This is a genomic window from Streptomyces sp. NPDC002520, from assembly GCF_053595235.1.
The window spans coordinates 21,874-37,508 of record NZ_JBSFXG010000027.1 but is presented as its reverse complement, the minus strand read 5'-3'; the positions used below and the strand labels follow the sequence as shown (position 1 = coordinate 37,508).

General features: G+C 70.8%; 13 protein-coding genes and 1 pseudogene. 5 read left to right on the top strand and 9 right to left on the bottom strand.

The features are described 5' to 3' along the window. Window positions 1-239: 239 nt before the first annotated feature. Window positions 240-1,223: an aldo/keto reductase gene (locus tag ACWD5D_RS30630; protein WP_451376016.1), complete on the top strand. Its 984-nt coding sequence runs from the start codon at window positions 240-242 to the stop codon at window positions 1,221-1,223. Between the two features lie 115 nt (window positions 1,224-1,338). Here the strand turns inward: ACWD5D_RS30630 and tnpA are convergent, their stop codons facing one another. Beyond that, window positions 1,339-1,749, bottom strand: a complete 411-nt coding sequence (gene tnpA / locus ACWD5D_RS30625; RefSeq protein ID WP_451376015.1) for an IS200/IS605 family transposase — start codon at window positions 1,747-1,749, stop codon at window positions 1,339-1,341. A 27-nt stretch (window positions 1,750-1,776) separates the two neighbouring features. Here tnpA and ACWD5D_RS30620 point away from each other — a divergent pair, with 27 nt between their 5' ends. Beyond that, window positions 1,777-3,054 (top strand): RNA-guided endonuclease InsQ/TnpB family protein, encoded by a 1,278-nt coding sequence (locus ACWD5D_RS30620; protein ID WP_451376014.1) that lies wholly within the window; start codon window positions 1,777-1,779, stop codon window positions 3,052-3,054. Beyond that, entirely contained in the window at window positions 3,051-3,548 is a 498-nt protein-coding gene (locus ACWD5D_RS30615; RefSeq protein ID WP_451376013.1) for a DUF6328 family protein, read from the top strand. Before ACWD5D_RS30620 ends, ACWD5D_RS30615 begins: the two co-directional genes overlap by 4 nt. A gap of 82 nt (window positions 3,549-3,630) precedes the next feature. On the opposite strand, the gene ACWD5D_RS30610 is transcribed toward ACWD5D_RS30615, so the two are convergent. The 5 genes from ACWD5D_RS30610 to ACWD5D_RS30590 all read right to left on the bottom strand — a co-directional run bounded on the left by ACWD5D_RS30610 (window position 3,631) and on the right by ACWD5D_RS30590 (window position 9,531). Next, on the bottom strand, window positions 3,631-4,287 hold the full coding sequence (locus ACWD5D_RS30610; protein WP_451376012.1) for a DUF2238 domain-containing protein: 657 nt from the start codon (window positions 4,285-4,287) through the stop codon (window positions 3,631-3,633). Window positions 4,288-4,406: 119 nt separating this feature from the next. Further along, window positions 4,407-5,450, bottom strand: a complete 1,044-nt coding sequence (locus ACWD5D_RS30605) for a hypothetical protein (RefSeq protein ID WP_451376011.1) — start codon at window positions 5,448-5,450, stop codon at window positions 4,407-4,409. Window positions 5,451-5,604: 154 nt separating this feature from the next. Further along, on the bottom strand, window positions 5,605-7,173 hold the full coding sequence (locus ACWD5D_RS30600) for a protein kinase domain-containing protein (RefSeq protein ID WP_451376010.1): 1,569 nt from the start codon (window positions 7,171-7,173) through the stop codon (window positions 5,605-5,607). Window positions 7,174-7,566: 393 nt separating this feature from the next. Then, on the bottom strand, window positions 7,567-8,241 hold the full coding sequence (locus ACWD5D_RS30595; protein ID WP_451376009.1) for an AIM24 family protein: 675 nt from the start codon (window positions 8,239-8,241) through the stop codon (window positions 7,567-7,569). Between the two features lie 78 nt (window positions 8,242-8,319). Further along, window positions 8,320-9,531: a serine hydrolase domain-containing protein gene (locus ACWD5D_RS30590; RefSeq protein ID WP_451376008.1), complete on the bottom strand. Its 1,212-nt coding sequence runs from the start codon at window positions 9,529-9,531 to the stop codon at window positions 8,320-8,322. 306 nt (window positions 9,532-9,837) lie between these two features. Between ACWD5D_RS30590 and ACWD5D_RS30585 the strand changes: the two genes are divergently transcribed. Both ACWD5D_RS30585 and ACWD5D_RS30580 read left to right on the top strand, forming a co-directional pair. Further along, window positions 9,838-11,619, top strand: a complete 1,782-nt coding sequence (locus ACWD5D_RS30585; protein WP_451376007.1) for a M4 family metallopeptidase — start codon at window positions 9,838-9,840, stop codon at window positions 11,617-11,619. Window positions 11,620-11,830: 211 nt separating this feature from the next. After that, window positions 11,831-12,049, top strand: a pseudogene (locus ACWD5D_RS30580) (SGNH/GDSL hydrolase family protein); the annotation flags it as partial. A gap of 31 nt (window positions 12,050-12,080) precedes the next feature. Here the strand turns inward: ACWD5D_RS30580 and ACWD5D_RS30575 are convergent. The 3 genes from ACWD5D_RS30575 to ACWD5D_RS30565 are packed head-to-tail and all read right to left on the bottom strand — an operon-like array spanning window position 12,081 to window position 15,573. Continuing rightward, window positions 12,081-12,431, bottom strand: coding sequence for a UBP-type zinc finger domain-containing protein (locus tag ACWD5D_RS30575; RefSeq protein WP_451376006.1), 351 nt, complete (start codon window positions 12,429-12,431; stop codon window positions 12,081-12,083). Beyond that, a complete protein-coding gene (locus tag ACWD5D_RS30570; RefSeq protein WP_451376005.1) occupies window positions 12,428-13,900 on the bottom strand; it encodes an ATP-binding protein in 1,473 nt (490 codons plus the stop codon). The genes ACWD5D_RS30575 and ACWD5D_RS30570 overlap by 4 nt, the downstream gene beginning before the upstream one ends. Further along, on the bottom strand, window positions 13,897-15,573 hold the full coding sequence (locus ACWD5D_RS30565) for an FAD-dependent oxidoreductase (RefSeq protein ID WP_451376004.1): 1,677 nt from the start codon (window positions 15,571-15,573) through the stop codon (window positions 13,897-13,899). The genes ACWD5D_RS30570 and ACWD5D_RS30565 overlap by 4 nt, the downstream gene beginning before the upstream one ends. Between the last annotated feature and the right edge of the window lie 62 nt (window positions 15,574-15,635).

Below are 15,635 nucleotides of genomic sequence, written 5' to 3'. Positions count from 1 at the left end.
CGGCACGGCGGCCAGGGCGGCGGCGGTGCGCAGGAGGCCGCCGCGGCTGATCGGCGCCGGACCAGCCTTGGAACGAGGGAAGCCGTACGCGTGGTGATCGGTCACGGGTTCACGCTGGGCAGCGCTTGACGGCTCCCCTCGTTCAGCCGACCTATGTCACTCGTCCGGGTGAATTCGGGCAGCGTGCCCGTCGTGGTGACGTACCTCGCGCAAGCAGGTGCCGGTGTCAGACTGACGCCATGGACGAACGGGTGATGGGCAGGTCGGGGCAGCGGGCATCGGTCGTCGGGCTCGGCACCTGGCAGCTGGGCGCCGACTGGGGCGAGGTGGACGACAAGGAGGCCCTGTCCGTCCTGGAGACGGCGGCCGAGGCGGGGGTCACCTTCTTCGACACGGCCGACGTGTACGGCGACGGGCGCAGCGAGGAGATCATCGGCACGTTCCTGAGCAGCCGGCCCGACCTGCACGTGCTCGTGGCCACCAAGATGGGCCGCCGGGCCGAGCAGCTCCCCGAGAGCTACGTCCTGGACAACTTCCGGGCCTGGAACGACCGTTCGCGCCGCAACCTCGGCGTCGACCGGCTCGACCTGGTCCAGCTGCACTGCCCGCCCACCCCCGTCTACTCGTCCGACGCGGTGTACGACGCGCTCGACACCCTGGTGGCGGAGGAACGGATCGCGGCGTACGGCGTGAGCGTGGAGACCTGCGCGGAGGCGCTCACCGCGATCGCCCGGCCGAACGTGGCGAGCGTGCAGATCATCCTCAACCCGTTCCGGATGAAGCCTCTGTACGAGGTGCTCCCGGCCGCCCGGGAAGCGGGCGTCGGCATCATCGCGCGCGTACCGCTCGCCTCCGGTCTGCTGTCCGGCCGGTACACCAAGGACACGGTCTTCGCGGCCGACGACCACCGCACCTACAACCGGCACGGCGAGGCCTTCGACCAGGGCGAGACGTTCTCCGGCGTCGACTACGCGCGCGGCGTCGAGGCGGCCGCCGAGTTCGCCGCGCTCGCCCCCGAAGGGTGGACCCCGGCCCAGCTGGCGCTGCGCTGGATCATCGAGCAGCCCGGCGTGACCACCGTCATCCCCGGCGCCCGCAACCCGGAGCAGGCACGCGCCGACGCGGCCGCCGGCAAACTGCCCCCGCTGCCCGAGGAGAGCGTCACCGCGATCCGCGCCCTGTACGACCGCCGGATCAGGGACCAGGTCGAGCACCGCTGGTAGCGGCCGGCCCGCAGGCTGTTTCGGCGGACGGCCCGGCGGTTACCGGGATTCTTGCAGAAAGCCTCGGCGTTCACGCCGGGGATGAATGCATCTCAAGGCTGCTCTGACGTGCACTTTAGAGCGGTCGTTTTTGCTGCTCGATGTACTGGCGGACGATCGCCAACGGTGCTCCGCCACAGGATGCGGCGAAATACGAGGGCGACCGCAGGTGCCCGTGCATGATGGCGCGGTTGATCCGGCCAGTGAACTCCTGCCGTATCCGGCGGGCGGAGACGCCCTTGAGACTGTTGACCAGCTTGGAGACGGCGACCTTGGGCGGGTAGTGCACCTGGAGGTGGACATGATCGCGCTCGCCGTTGAACTCTTTCAGCTCCGCTTCGAAATCCTCGCAGACCTTGCGCATGATCTCTTCGCAGCGCGTCAGCATCTCGTCGCTGAACACCCCGCGCCGGTACTTCGTCACAAAGACCAAGTGCACATGCATCACCGAAACAACTGCCACGCCTGTAGTCGTTATCCCCTCCATGAGACCAATCGTCGTAGGATCTTGGGTGTGCAGCTCCGCTACAACTTCCGGGCCTATCCGGACGCCGTCCAGCGCCGTGCGCTGGCGAGTGCGTTCGGGTGTGCCCGCGTGGTGTGGAACGACTGCCTGCGCGACCGCAAGGAAGCGCACGCGGCCGGACTGCCCTATGTGAAGTCGGCCGAGTTGTCCCGGCTTCGCATCACCCAGGCCAAGCGCACCGAGGAACGGGCCTGGCTCGCCGACGTGTCGGCGGTCGTCCTGCAGCAGTCTCTGCGGGACCTGGACACCGCCTACAAGAACTTCTTCGACTCGGTCAAGGGCAAGCGGCAGGGCCGCAAGATCGGCCCTCCCCGCTACAAGTCGAAGAAGGACACCCGGCAGTCGATCCGCCTCAACACCAACGCTTTCTCCCTCCAGGGTGACGGCACGGTGTACGTGGCCAAGGTCGGCCACCTCAAGGTCACGTGGTCTCGCCGGCTTCCGGCAGCGCCCACGTCCCTGACCGTCACCAAGGACAGCTCGGGCCGGTATTTCCTCAGCTTCGTCGTGGACACCGAGCCGGACATCCTGCCCGAGGTGGAAGCAGAGTCCGGTATTGATCTCGGCCTGTCCGCGTTCGCCGTCCTGTCCGACGGCACCAAGATCGACAGTCCGCGCTTCCTGCGCCGGGCGGAGAAGAAACTCAGGCGTCTTCAGCGGGAGCTGTCCCGCAAGGTGAAGGGGTCGAAGAACCGGGCCAAGGCCCGCATTAAGGTCGCGCGCCAGCACGCCAGGGTGGCGGACCGGCGCCGGGACTGGCACCACAAGGCATCCACGCAGATCATTCGCGACAGCCAAGCGGTGTACGTGGAAGACCTCGCGGTGTCCGGCCTCGGCCGCACCCGGCTCGCCAAGTCCGTGCACGACGCGGGATGGTCCGCGTTCGTGAACATGCTGCAGTACAAGGCGGTCAAGCACGGCCGTACCTTCGCCAAGGTCGATCGTGCCTTCCCGTCCTCGCAGGTCTGCTCGTCCTGCGGATTCAGGGACGGCCCCAAACCCCTGCACGTCCGGGAATGGACGTGCGGCGCGTGCGGCACCGTGCACGACCGCGACCACAACGCGGCACGCAACGTCCTCTTCGAAGGACGCCGAATCGTCGCCGCCGGACGGGCGGAGACGCTAAACGCCTCGTGGAGCGCCGGTAAGACCGGGGCGAAAGTCCCGGCACAGCGCGGTGAAGCAGGAAGCCCCCGGAAGGGTCAGACGACCCAGGCCGGAATCCCTGCACTTCAGGCCAGGAAGCACGTCAACCGCACCGCATGAGCCAGGAGCCGAGCCGCCGGGGGCGCGACGAGAGTGAGGAGGAGCGGGCCGACCGGATGTGGGGCGAGCTCATCCAGGAGGTCCGGGTGGCCCAGACCGGTGTGCAGATCCTCTTCGGCTTCCTGCTGACCGTGGTGTTCCAGCCGACGTACGCGCGGCTGCCCCACACCGACCGCGTCATCTACGTCGTCACCGTCGTCCTGGGCGCCTGCGCGACCGGCGCCCTCATCGGCCCGGTCTCGCTGCACCGCCTCGTCGCCGGCCGCCGGGTCAAACCCCGCGCGGTGCGCCTGGCCGCACGGATGACGTTCGCCGGCCTGGCCCTGCTGCTCGCCACCATGGCCTCGTCCCTGGTCCTGATCCTCCACGTGGCCACCCACGGGCTCCGGGCGCTCTGGCTGGTCGCACCCGTCGTCCTGTGGTACCTGGTGTGCTGGTACGGACTGCCGTTGTGGGCACGCCGCCGCGACACCACCCCGCCGGACGACTACTGATGATCTTTGCGTGGTGTCGCCGAACGGTCAGGGAGACCCGCAGTTCAGAACCGATGCGGTACGCGACATCACGCCCGGAATCTCAGTAACCGGCGTCACGGGCCTCGAGCCTCGCCAGTTGGCGGTCGTGCGCCCGGCTGAGCAGCAGCAGCGACAGCACCGCTCCGATCAGGGCGCAGAACATGTCCCACTGGGTGTCCCACACATCGCCCTGGGTGGCGAGGAAGGCGTCCGCGCCGTGGCCGCCGATCTCGGCGGCGGCCCACTCCAGCAGCTCGAAGCAGGCGCTGAAGGCGAGACACGCGCACACGGTCAGCGGTGCCAGCCAGCGGCTGCCGCGCAGCGGCGAGGTACGGCTGAGCAGTTCGCGCACCAGGGCGGCCGGCACGAACCCCTGCATCAGATGTCCGAAGCGGTCGTAGGGATTGCGGGACAGACCGAAGGTGTCGCGCACCCAGTCGCCCGCCGGCACCTGCGCGTACGTGTAGTGGCCGCCGACGGCGAGGACCAGCGCGTGCACGGCCAGCAGCCCGCACAGCAGCCCGGTCAGCGGGAAGCGCCGCCACAGGAGGACCACCAGCGGCAGCCCGATCAGCACCCAGAACGTCTCCAGGAACCAGGTCGTGCGGTCGCGCGCACCCCACGCCGAGACGGCCAGGCCCACGGCCACCACGCCCGCGAACAGGGCGGGAGGCACGCGGCGCGCAGCGGTGTGCGGGGCGGGGTGCACTGCGGTCATGACGGGGCTCCTGGTCATGGGAGTCGACGGAGCCCCATCGTGGCGCCGGGCGGCGGGCCCGGGCATGAGTACGGCTACTCACCCGGCCCCGGGTACCGGTGCCCCCGCCCGTGAGGTGCTCAGCCCTGCGCCTGGCCGCCTCCACGGGCTTCGCGCAGTGCGGACAGGCAGCTGCCGATGGCCTGCTGGAGCTCCTCCAGACGCTGGAGCATGTCGGCCTCGTAGAAGTCCTGGGCGTCGTCGAAGGTCAGCTCCTCGAACGCCCGGGTCGCCTTCTGAAGGCTGCTGTAGAACTTCGTCCGCCGCTCCTGGACGCGCAGTTCGGGGTCGGCCTCGACGGTCTCGGCGACCAGGTTCTTCATCGTGTCGTAGGCCTCCGTGGCCCACTCGCCGCAGTCCTCGGTGTCGTCCAGCTCGTCGATCAGCGACAGATGCCGCTCGGCCTCCTCGCGCAGCTCGGAGGGCGCGTCCACGGTCTGCCCGGCCGGCGTCCTGATCTGCCCGGACTCGGCGATCTGGCGGACGTAGCCGATCCGGTCGGCGGCCCGGCTCTCGCTGGCGACGGCCTTCTTGAGGTCGTCGGTGCGGACGACGTCCCGCACCAGCTCGGCCTGGAGGTCCGGGTCCTCCTTGACCCGGTCCAGCAGGGCGGAGCGGGCCGCCCGGGCGGTGGAGGGGTCGGCGAGGATCGCGGCGCGCAGCGCGGTCGGGTTCTCGGCGACCTCGAGCGCCTTGGTGGGCCGGATGCCCTCGGCCTCGGCGGCCTGCGCGATGGCGGTGCCCCGTTCGGAGGTGGCGCTGTTGCGGGAGACGTAGTACGCCAGCCACACGTCGGCGTCCGGCAGTTCCACGTCCTGGCCGGGTTCGAGGGCCTCGAAGAGCGGGACGAGACCGTCGTCGGCCGCCCGGTCCCAGGCCTTGTAGTAGCGCATGACCCGCTCTGCCGAGCAGCCGGCCAGGTCCGCGAACTCCTTCGCCGACACCTTCGGCGTCTGACCCGCCGCCTGCCCGCCCGGCCGCACGCTGCGGGCCACCAGCAGTGCGAAGGCCCAGCCGCCGGTGCGCGCGTACACGCCGAACTCGCGCGCGTCGCGCGCCACGAGGTCGGACAGGGGCGCCGGGGCGGGGGCGGACGTCTCGGACGGGTCGATGGCCAGGGTCACGGATGACTCTCCTGCGGGCGTGGCTGGACGGGAGCGCGCCCGGATGTCCGGGCACAGCCCAAAAGCCTATATCCGCGCATCGGCCATGCTTCGGCAGACCGGTCCGTGCTCCTCACTCCGCAAGGCGGGAGGCGCTGGCCCGGGAGCGGCGGCCTCACCGACCCGGTTCGCGGAAGGTGCGCAGGAAGGTCTTCAGGGCGAGCCGGCCGGCGCCGCCGTCCCAGTGCGCCGCCGGGGTGGTGAAGCGCAGTGAGAAGCCGCGGCCGCCGGCCAGCACGAAGCCGCGCCCGAAGGTGTGGACCCGTGCGTCGCCGGTGCCCGACAGCCATTCCAGGTCGGCGGCCTTGTGTCCCTGGTAGGTGGTGGCCTTGACGGTGCCGACGCGGTGGAAGGCTGCGAGCCTCTCCAGGCCGGGCTCGACGTCGTCCCGCCACACGGCGACCGGGTCCGGGCCCAGGTCCTCGCTGTAGGTCACGGCGAGGGTCGGGGAGTGGCCGCCCGCGCCGAAGGTGACGCGGTAGGCACGGCCGGCGCCGCGCGAGGTGGCCAGTCGCCGCCAGCCGTCGGGCAGGGCCACCGCGAAACCCTCGGGGGCGGTGTAGGGGCGGTATCCGGCCGGCAGGGCGGCGGAGCCACCGGATCCGGGGGACGACGTCGGGGTGGGGCCCGGCTGCGTGCGGTCTGTGGGCGGGGTGGCCGCGGCGGTCGGGCGGTCGGGCGCCGCTGTCGTGGAGGTACCGGTCAGGTGGCGGGTGGCGGCCAGCACGGCCGTGGTCAGGATGATCAGGGCCAGGGCGGTTCCGGCGGCCGCGAGCATCCGCCTGCGTGCCGGGCCGCCCTGCCGTACGGCCGTGCGGGCGTCGCGCAGCCGGGGCACGGCGGCGGGGCACCCGTCCGCGTCGGCGTCCTCGCCCAGGGCACGGGTCAGGGCCTCGCGGGCCACGCGACGGGTCAGCCGCTCCCGGGGGTCCTTGCGCAGCAGCCCCTGCACGGTCTGGGTGAGCGGGCCCGTGCGCAACGGGCTGCGCAGCGGCAGCCGGTCCACGGCCCTCAAGGTGGCCTCGGGGCGGCCACGGTCGCGGAACGGAGGCCGGCCCTCGACCATCGTGTAGAGGATCGCGCCCAGCGCCCACAGGTCGGCGGCCGGCCCGATGCGCTCGTCGCGGGCCTGCTCCGGCGAGGCGTACGACGGTGCCGTGACCCTCGGGGCCAGGGTCGTGCCCGCGAGACCGAACCCGGCGACCACGACCGGGCCGTCGTCCCGCAGGAAGATCTGCCCGGGGCTCAACTCGCCGTGCGTGATGCCCTCGTCGTGCGCCGCCTGGAGCACGTCGAGGATCTCGAGGCCGATCCGGGCCGCCTGGACGGGGGTGAAAGGGCCCTCGCGGCTGAGGAGTTCGTCGAGCGGAGTGCCGTCGATCCACTCGATCGCGGTCCACAGGCCGCCCTCCTCCACGACCGCGTCGACGACGGTGGCGACCCGGCCGGGCAGCAACAGCCGCATGGTCTCGGACGTCCGGACGACCCTGGTCGTGGCGCGCCGCACGGTGTCCGGGTCGGCGGTGCCGGGCAGACCCGTCCGCGCCACCAGCCGGGGCCGGTGCAGCGGCACTTCCTCGGCGGACCACCATTGACGGTTCGTCTCGCGGGAGACGACCTCCCGGAGCCGGTACCGCCCTGCGACCGGCACGTGTGCGTGGACGTGCGCCTCGATCATGGTCATCCCTCGTTGAAACCCCTGTCCCGTCCTGCCCACAGGTACGCGGGGAGCGTGGGGGAGTGTTCAAAGCATCCGCAACTCCGTCCGCGCTTCCGCCTTTTGTTCAGCCGGCCACCAGGGCTCGCGGGTTTCGGACGGCCGCGCACGGCCGGGGGTCGACCTGCGGGTATCCGACGGTAGCCGCCCGGGCGCGGGGTGCGGGGCCCCGCCGCCCGCCGGCTGCCCGCGCTGCTGGACACCGGGCGGACCGATACCCGCTGCGTATACATGATGTGTATAGCGTCTCGAGAAAGGCCCCGGCCCCCCGGAGGGAAGCCAGGGCGTGGTCTGTTGCCGATCAAGACGTGGGTATGGCCGCCGAGGTTGCCTGTGCGGCGCGGATCGCCCGGAGAGGGCTCAGTGCTGCTGCGCCTTCTGCGGTGTGACCTCGCTCGGCCGCACCACGACGAATCCCTCGCCCTGAAGCATCAGCTGCACCGCCTCGCCCGAACCGCCGCGCAGCATCGAGCCGAACGACTGGGAGCGGTGCAGCGAGGTCTGCAGATGCGCGGTCCAGCCGACCACCGCGTCCGTGTCGACGTACACCGGCTGCTGCGCCGAGACCGGTATGACCAGCGGGTTGCCCTCGCAGACCAGGCCGAGCCGGCCGTGCCCGCTGAACACGCTGTTGAACAGCCCGCCACCGGCGATGCCGGAGCCCTTCACGGTCTTGATCTCGTACGCCAGCGAGGGGTCGAAGCACAGCACGTTGCGGCCGTTGACGGTGAACTGGTCGCCGGGTTCGACCTCGACGATGAAGCAGTTCTGGGCCTCGTGCGCGAACCAGACCTCGCCCTGCCCGCGCACCGCCATGAGGGGCAGTCCCTCACCGGTGACCGCGCGCTTGAGCATGCCGCCCACGCCCTGGCCCTTGCGCTCGAACTGGAGGTTGCCGCGGTGAGCGATCATCGCGCCCTGGCGGGCGAACATCTCGCCGCTCACCGCGTACCTGATGCACTTGGCGTTCTCGACGCTCATCCCCGGCTCGACGGCCGGCTGCACCACATGACTGGAAAAGAGGTCACCCTTCATGCGGGGCATGGTGTCCCGGACGGGGTGGTTCCGCCAAGATCGCGGACCGTGTCTGTTCGGCCACGACGCCCACGGCCCCTACTGCTGCGCGTCGAGCGCCCGTTCGCCGACGGCCGAGCCGCGCGGCTCCATCGCCTTCTTCCCGCTCTTCCCGCAGAACGCCGACTCCAGGGTGCCCGCCAGGGTGTCCAGCACGTCGCCGTTGTTGGACGTGTTGACCACGGCGGTGATGCTGCGTCCGCCGTCCTTGGTGCTGAACGCGTACGTGTAGTAGCCCTGGACGGCGCCCGTGTGGCCGTAGACCGAGGTCCCGCAGGACAGGTCGCGGCGGCGCAGGCCGAGCCCGTACGCGGTGGTGGCGCTGACCTTCGTGAAGCGCTCCATCTCCGCGAGGCGTGCGGAGGACATCAGCTTGCCGGCGAGCAGTGCCGAGTAGAACGTGTTGAGGTCCTGGGCGTTGGAGATGATCGCCCCCGCGCTCTGCGCCCAGGACGCCGTCTGCGAGGTGGAGTCCAACACGGTGTCCTCGGACTGGTTCGTCATGTAGCCGCGCGCGTACTGGCCGGGGATCCGGGTGTCCGGGTGGACGTAGAAGGTGCCGGCCAGCTTCAGCGGCGTGAAGATGCGGCTCTCGTACTCGCTCTTCACGGAGTGCCCGGTGAGCTTCTCGATGAGCAGGCCTGCGATGACGAAGTTGGTGTTCGAGTAGGAGTAGGCGGCGCCGGGCGCGTTGGTGCGCGGCCTCTTCAGGGAGAGCGCGACCAGGTCGCGGTAGGTGAAGACCTTGTAGCGCACGGCCTCGAAGCCGGACACGCTGTTGGCGAACAGGTCGTTGGTGTAGTCGTACAGACCGCTGCGGTGGCTCAGCACCTGGCGGACCGTGATGCGGTCGTCCGGCAGCAGCTTCGGCAGGTAGCGGTTGACCGGCGCGTCCAGGTCCAGCTTGTGCTCGTCGGCGAGCTGCAGCAGGACGACGGCCGAGAAGGTCTTCGTGACGCTGCCGATGCGGAAGCCGTCGCGGGTGCTGGCCGCCCGCCCCGTGCTCCGGTCCGCGAGGCCTCGCGAGATCCGGTACGTCGTGCCGTGGTCGTCGATCCGGGCCCAGGCTCCCGGCGCTCCCTGGGTGCGTGCCGCGCGCAGTACGGCGTCCACGCCCGCGGTGTCTGGCGCCGGAAGCACCGCCGCCGAGGGGGCGTTCACCGCCGAGGTCGTGGCCCGCGCCGGGACCGCGACGAGGGACAGCGCGACCGCTCCGAGCACCGCGCCCCTGCTCACCCTTGCTGAGACCATGCGGCTCCCACTCCCATCCGTCCGGTTCGTGATGCGACATCGATCACATTCCGGCCTGGAACCTAGGAGATCGAGGCAACGTCTCCCCAGCCGACACGCAGTTGGTCATTGACTGATCACTCTGTGGCGCTCATTTGCAAAGGATTGTCATAGAAAGCCAGGAAATGGATCATTCCGGCTTTACGTGTGCATGACTGGTCCGAAAGGGTGACCCTGGGGCCCGACCAGCCCCCATGGCGCTCAACGGCGCCGTGTCGCAAGGCGGTTGGTGACCCCGGCCGCCTTCGTACGAAGGAACCCTTATCAGTGCGTAGACCGCACATACGCAGCGTGGCGGTCGCCGTCGCGGTGACGACGGCTGCCACGGGCCTGGCCGGAACGGCCTTCGCGGGTCCCTCGACGGGGGTGGAGCGGACCGCCGCGTCCTCCGTCTCGACGGCCACGGCGGTGGTGGGGGCGGCGCACGCGGCGGCCTTCGCCCACGCCGCGGCGACCGGTGTCTCCCAGGGCGACGAACTCCACGCCCAGGACGTGATGATCGACCCCGAGGGCGCGCGCCATGTCCGCTTCGTCCGCACGCACGACGGAATGCCGGTGCTCGGTGGCGACCTCGTCGTCCACCTGGACCGGAAGCTGGCCTACACGGGCGTCACCCGCGCGGCCGGCCACGCCGTCCAGCCCGACGCCTCCAAGGCCAGACTGACCGCCGGCCAGGCCGCCGCCAGGGCCGCCCGTGCCGCCCGGGGTGACGCGGGCAGCGCCGAGCTGGTGGTGGACGCCCGCGGCGGCACCACCGCTCTCGCCTACCAGGTGACGGTGACCGGCAACGGCGGCTCCAGCACCGTGGTCATCGATGCCCTCACCGGCAAGGTGCGCAGCAACACGCCCGACGCCGACGAGTTCCTGTCGCCGAAGCTGATCGACACCCTGCGCAAGCGGGGCGAGACCGCCGCCCCGGCGGCCGGCCGCGGTTCGGCCCCGGCCGGCCTTCTCGGCTCGGGCGTCCTTGGCGCCACGACCTACCCGTCGAGCGCGCTGGGCACCGGCAAGACCCTGTTCGTGGGCACCGTCGGCCTGACCACCACGCAGACCTCGCGCGGCCACTACCAGCTGAAGGACCCGAGCCGGTACGGCACCGAGACACGGGACGCCAGGGGCGCGACCACGGAGAGCTTCGGCGCCGGCGCGAAGTTCACCAACACCACCGATGTCTGGGGCAACGGCGCGACCACCAGCCGCGCCAGCGCCGCCGCGGACGCCCAGTACGGCATCACCAAGACCCTGGACTTCTACAAGAAGACCTTCAGCCGCAAGGGCATCGCCAACGACAGCAAGCCCGCCCGCGCGATGGTCCACTGGGGCAACAAGGTCGCCAACGCCTTCTGGGACCCGACCTGCGGCTGCATGCTGTACGGCGACGGCGACGGCCAGATGTTCAAGAAGCCGCTCGTCGTCCTCGACGTCACCGGTCACGAGCTGACCCACGGCGTGGTGGACGCGACCGCCAAGCTCGAGCCGACCTTCGTCGACTCGGACGGCAACCAGTACGGCGAGCCCGGCTCGCTGAACGAGTCGCTCGCGGACATCTTCGGTTCCAACGTGGAGTTCTTCGCCAACAACACGAAGGACACCCCGGACTACCTGATCGGCGAGAAGCTGGGCCTGGCCCAGAAGTTCCTGCGCCGCCTGGACCACCCGTCGCTCGACAAGCTCGAGGGCACGATCGACTACTGGTCGCCGGACACGTACTACACCGAGGTGCACGCCGGTTCCGGCGTGTCCTCGCACGCGTACTACCTCCTCGCGGAGGGCGGCGGCCAGAAGACGATCAACGGCGTGGCCTACAACTCGCCCACCTATCACGGGATCACGGTGACGGGCATCGGCCGCACCAAGGCCACGGCCGTCTTCTACCGTGCGCTCACCCGCTACATGGTCTCCACCACCGACTTCCACCAGGCGCGCATCGCGACCCTGAAGGCGGCCCAGGACCTGTACGGCGTGAGCAGCACCGAGTACAAGACCGTGGACAAGGCGTGGGCCGCGGTGAACGTGACCGCCGCCAACACGCCGGCCGCCCGCCACTGACGGGCGGCCGTACACACCGGCAGGACCGGATGCCCCGCCTCGCGCGGGGCATCCGCATGTCCGGGCCCGACAGGCCCGGGAGTCCGCCTCCGCCAAGCCTCGTCCGCGGGGACCCGCAGAGCGCCGACTCCCCTGGAGCAACTGCTGATTGCCGGCGGTCGCGCGCATGACCCCAGGTTTCCGGCCGTGCGCGCGACCGCGGCCACCGAGACCGGCCCGCGAGGCCGTGCGCCAGGACGTCAACCGGTTCATCCGGGACGGCGGCGCCTTCGACGCGGTCGCGGACTTCGACCGCACCCTGCGCGACCCCTACGACCCCGAGCGGGTCCTGCCCTTCTACGACGGCGGCGACCACCTGCACCCCGACGACAAGAGTATGCAGGCGATGGCCGACACCGTGGACCTGAGCAGCCTCGACTGCGGGCGTTGAACCCGCCCGCACCGCAGGCGGATCAGCGCGTTCAGCTCAGCAACTGCGTCCAGTTCGCCGGGACCCGGCCCGCCGGACCCGGCGTCGGCTGGTCCGCCGGGTGGCTGTTCGGGGGCGCGAGATCGGGCCCGGAGTCGTACAACTCGTCCTTGTCGTAGTCCCAGAACCAGTCCTCGCCCGGCTCGAAGCTCTGGATCACCGGGTGCCCGGTGTCCCGGTAGTGGGCGGTGGCGTGCTTGGCGGGGGAGTCGTCGCAGCAGCCGATGTGCCCGCACAGCGCGCAGCGGCGCAGGTGGAACCACCAGCCGCCCGCTTCGTCGCACTCGACGCAGCCGGTGCCGCTCGGCGGAACGCTCGGGTCGATCACGGCCTCGCCGCTCATGCTGTCTCCTCGGGAGTCGGGACGAACGCCTCGTCGGGCGTCTCGGCGGTCAGCGGAAGGAAGACCTGGAATCGGGTGTCGCCGGGCACGGAGTCCACCCGCAGGGTGCCGTGGTGCTTGTTGACGACGATCCGCCAGGAGATGTCCAGGCCCAGACCGGTGCCCTCGCCGACCGGCTTGGTGGTGAAGAACGGGTCGAAGATCCGCCCCTTGATCTCTGGCGGGACACCGGGCCCGGTGTCCCGGAACTCGACCAGCACCCGCTCGTGGTCGAGCGCGGTCCGCACGGTCAGGGTGCCGTCGCCGCCCGCGCTGTTGATCGCGGACACCGCGTTGTCGATGAGGTTGGTCCACACCTGGTTCAGCTCCGCCGGATAGGCGGGGACCGGCGGGAGCGTGCGGTCGTACTCCTTGACCACCTCGATGCGCGGACCGAGCTTGGCGGACAGCATCAGCAGCGTGCTGTCGAGGAGTTCGTGCACGTCCGCCTCCCGGAACGGTGCCCGGTCCAGCTGCGAGTACTGCTTGGCCGCGTCGACCAGATGCGAGATGCGAGTGGTGGAGTCCTCGATCTCGTTCATCAACAGCTCGGTCTCGATGGTGTAGTTGAGCCAGCTCATCGCGCCGGACAGTATCTCCTCGTCCACGGCGGCGGCGACCTGTTCCATCCAGTCGACGTCGAGCCCGGCCTGCACGAAGTTCGGCGCGAGCTGCCAGCCGTGGTCGATGCCGTGGTCCTCCAACCAGTCGGTGAGCGCGTCCTCCCGGTCGGAGGCCTCGAGCGGGCTGAGCGCCGGCGCCTTGGCGACCCGCTCGGCCGTGCGCTCCTGGATCTCGACCAGACTCGCCAACTGGTCCCGGGTGAACGGACCTTCCGCGATCATGCCGAGCTTGTGCCGCATCTTCGCGACCCGCTCGCGCAGCGTCGAGGTGGCCCGGACGGCGGCCGCGGCGGGGTTGTTCAACTCGTGCGTGAGCCCGGCCGACAACGAGCCGAGCGCCAGCAGCCGTTCCCGCTGCCCGATCATCGCCTGGGTGTTCTTCGAGCCGAAGAACAGACCCTCCAGCAGGTGCACGGCCATCGGGAACCACTCGCTCATGATCGCGGCGAACGTGTCCGCCGGCAGCACGAAGAACCGCGTCGGCTCCGTCACCCGCATCGAGTTGTTGTACACCTGGCGCACCCGGTCCCCGATGTACGCCTGCATGGCGCCCGCGTACACCCCGCGCTGCGAGGTCCGGGTCACCTCGATGTCGTCGCCGCCCACCCGCCGGGACAGCACGACCGTGCCCTCGACCATCACGTAGAAGCAGGTCGCCGGGTCACCCTCGGTGTACACCGGGCCGGGCTGGAACAGCTCCACGCGGCCCTCGGCGCACAGCCGCGCCTGCTGCTCGGGCGTCAGCTTCTCGAAGAGGAACAGGGAGCGGATCTCTCCCGGGTTGCACGGCACCAGCTGTCCGCTCATGACTGCTCCAGGTACCGGTGGACGAGCATCACGGCCATGGCTCCCTCTCCGACGGCGGACGCGACCCTTTTCGCGGACTCGGCGCGCGCGTCGCCCGCCACGAACACGCCGGGAATGCTGGTCTCCAGGTGGTACGGCGGCCGGTCCAGCTCCCAGCCGGCCGGCGGCCGCCCGTCGGCGGTCAGATCGGGCCCGGCCAGGATGAAGCCGCGCTTGTCGCGCAGCACCGTGTCGTCCAGCCAGTCGGTGAGCGGGGCGGCGCCGATGAACACGAACATCCACTGGGCGTCGACCCGTTCGCTCTCGCCCGTCTGCACATCACGCAGGGTCAGCTGCTCCAGACGGTCGCTGCCGTGCGCCGCGTCGACCACCGTGCGGCTGCGCACCGAGATGTTCAGGGCCTCGTTGATCTGCTGGATCAGGTAGTACGACATCGACGCCGACAGATCGGGGCCGCGCACCAGAAGCGTCACCGACTTGGCGAACCGGGACAGGTACATCGCCGCCTGGCCCGCCGAGTTGGCGCCGCCGACGATGTACACGTCGTGCCCCTGGCAGGCGGTCGCCTCGGTGAGCGCGGAGCCGTAGAACACCCCGCAGCCGGTCAGATCGGTGCAGCCCGCGGCATCGAGCTGCCGGTACTGCACGCCGGTCGCCAGGATGATGCTGTGCGCCGCGATCGCCGAGCCGTCCGAGAACCGGACGACGCGGGCCGCCCCGTTGATCTCCAGCCCCGTCACCTCGCGCGCGGTCAGGATCTCCGCGCCGAACCGGGCCGCCTGCCGTCGCGCCCGCTCGGTGAGCTGGGCGCCGGAGACGCCGTCGGGGAAGCCGAGGTAGTTCTCGATCCTGGAGCTCTGCCCGGCCTGCCCGCCGGTGGCCGACCGCTCCACCAGGACCGTCCTGAGGCCCTCCGAGGCGCCGTACACGGCGGCCCCCAGGCCGGCCGGGCCGCCGCCGATCACGACGAGGTCGTAGAAGTCGGCCGTCGGCGTCGTCGCCAGACCCACCCGGGCGGCCAGCTCGGGCGCCTCGGGCTCCACGAGGGCGGTGCCGTCCGGGGTGACGACCAGCGGCAGCCGCTGCCCGTCCTGCCCCGCCGCGGCCAGCAGCCGCTGCCCCTCCGGCTCCTCGACCGAGTACCAGCGGTACGGCACCTGGTTGCGGGCCAGGAACTCCCGCACGTCCGAGGAGCGCGCCGACCAGCGGTGCCCGACGACCTTGGTGCTGGGCACGGGCCGGTAGTCGCTGTGGTGCCACGCCTCCAGGAGGTCGTCCAGCACCGGGTAGAGCTTCTCCTCCGGCGGATCCCACGGCTTGAGCAGATAGTGATCGACGTCGACGACGTTGATCGCGTCGATCGCCGCGTCGGTGTCCGCGTACGCCGTGAGCAGCACGCGCCGCGCCCCCGGATACACGTCCAGGGCCTGTTCCAGGAACTCGATGCCGTTCATCTGGGGCATCCGGTAGTCGGCCAGGATCACCGCCACCAGATCGCCGCGCAGCTTCAGCTCACGCAGCGCGTCCAGCGCGGAGTCGCCGGACTCCGCGCGCACGATCCGGTACGACTCGCCGTAGCGCCGCCGAAGGTCCCGGGCGACGGCACGGGAGACTCCCGGGTCGTCGTCCACGGTCAGGATGACGGTCCTCGCTGCGTCGGCAGCCTGTGCCATGCCTCTCCCACCCCGAGTGGTCGGATCCACGGACGGTGTCGCGGGTCCACCGCGCCGGTCCC

Coding starts and splice junctions, on each gene's coding strand:
- tnpA (WP_451376015.1), bottom strand. CDS start 1,749: ATGGAGGGGATAACGACTACAGGCGTGGCAGTTGTTTCGGTGATGCAT.
- ACWD5D_RS30615 (WP_451376013.1), top strand. CDS start 3,051: ATGAGCCAGGAGCCGAGCCGCCGGGGGCGCGACGAGAGTGAGGAGGAG.
- ACWD5D_RS30565 (WP_451376004.1), bottom strand. CDS start 15,573: ATGGCACAGGCTGCCGACGCAGCGAGGACCGTCATCCTGACCGTGGAC.
- ACWD5D_RS30630 (WP_451376016.1), top strand. CDS start 240: ATGGACGAACGGGTGATGGGCAGGTCGGGGCAGCGGGCATCGGTCGTC.
- ACWD5D_RS30590 (WP_451376008.1), bottom strand. CDS start 9,531: ATGGTCTCAGCAAGGGTGAGCAGGGGCGCGGTGCTCGGAGCGGTCGCG.
- ACWD5D_RS30575 (WP_451376006.1), bottom strand. CDS start 12,431: ATGAGCGGCGAGGCCGTGATCGACCCGAGCGTTCCGCCGAGCGGCACC.
- ACWD5D_RS30570 (WP_451376005.1), bottom strand. CDS start 13,900: ATGAGCGGACAGCTGGTGCCGTGCAACCCGGGAGAGATCCGCTCCCTG.
- ACWD5D_RS30600 (WP_451376010.1), bottom strand. CDS start 7,173: ATGACCATGATCGAGGCGCACGTCCACGCACACGTGCCGGTCGCAGGG.
- ACWD5D_RS30595 (WP_451376009.1), bottom strand. CDS start 8,241: ATGAAGGGTGACCTCTTTTCCAGTCATGTGGTGCAGCCGGCCGTCGAG.
- ACWD5D_RS30610 (WP_451376012.1), bottom strand. CDS start 4,287: ATGACCGCAGTGCACCCCGCCCCGCACACCGCTGCGCGCCGCGTGCCT.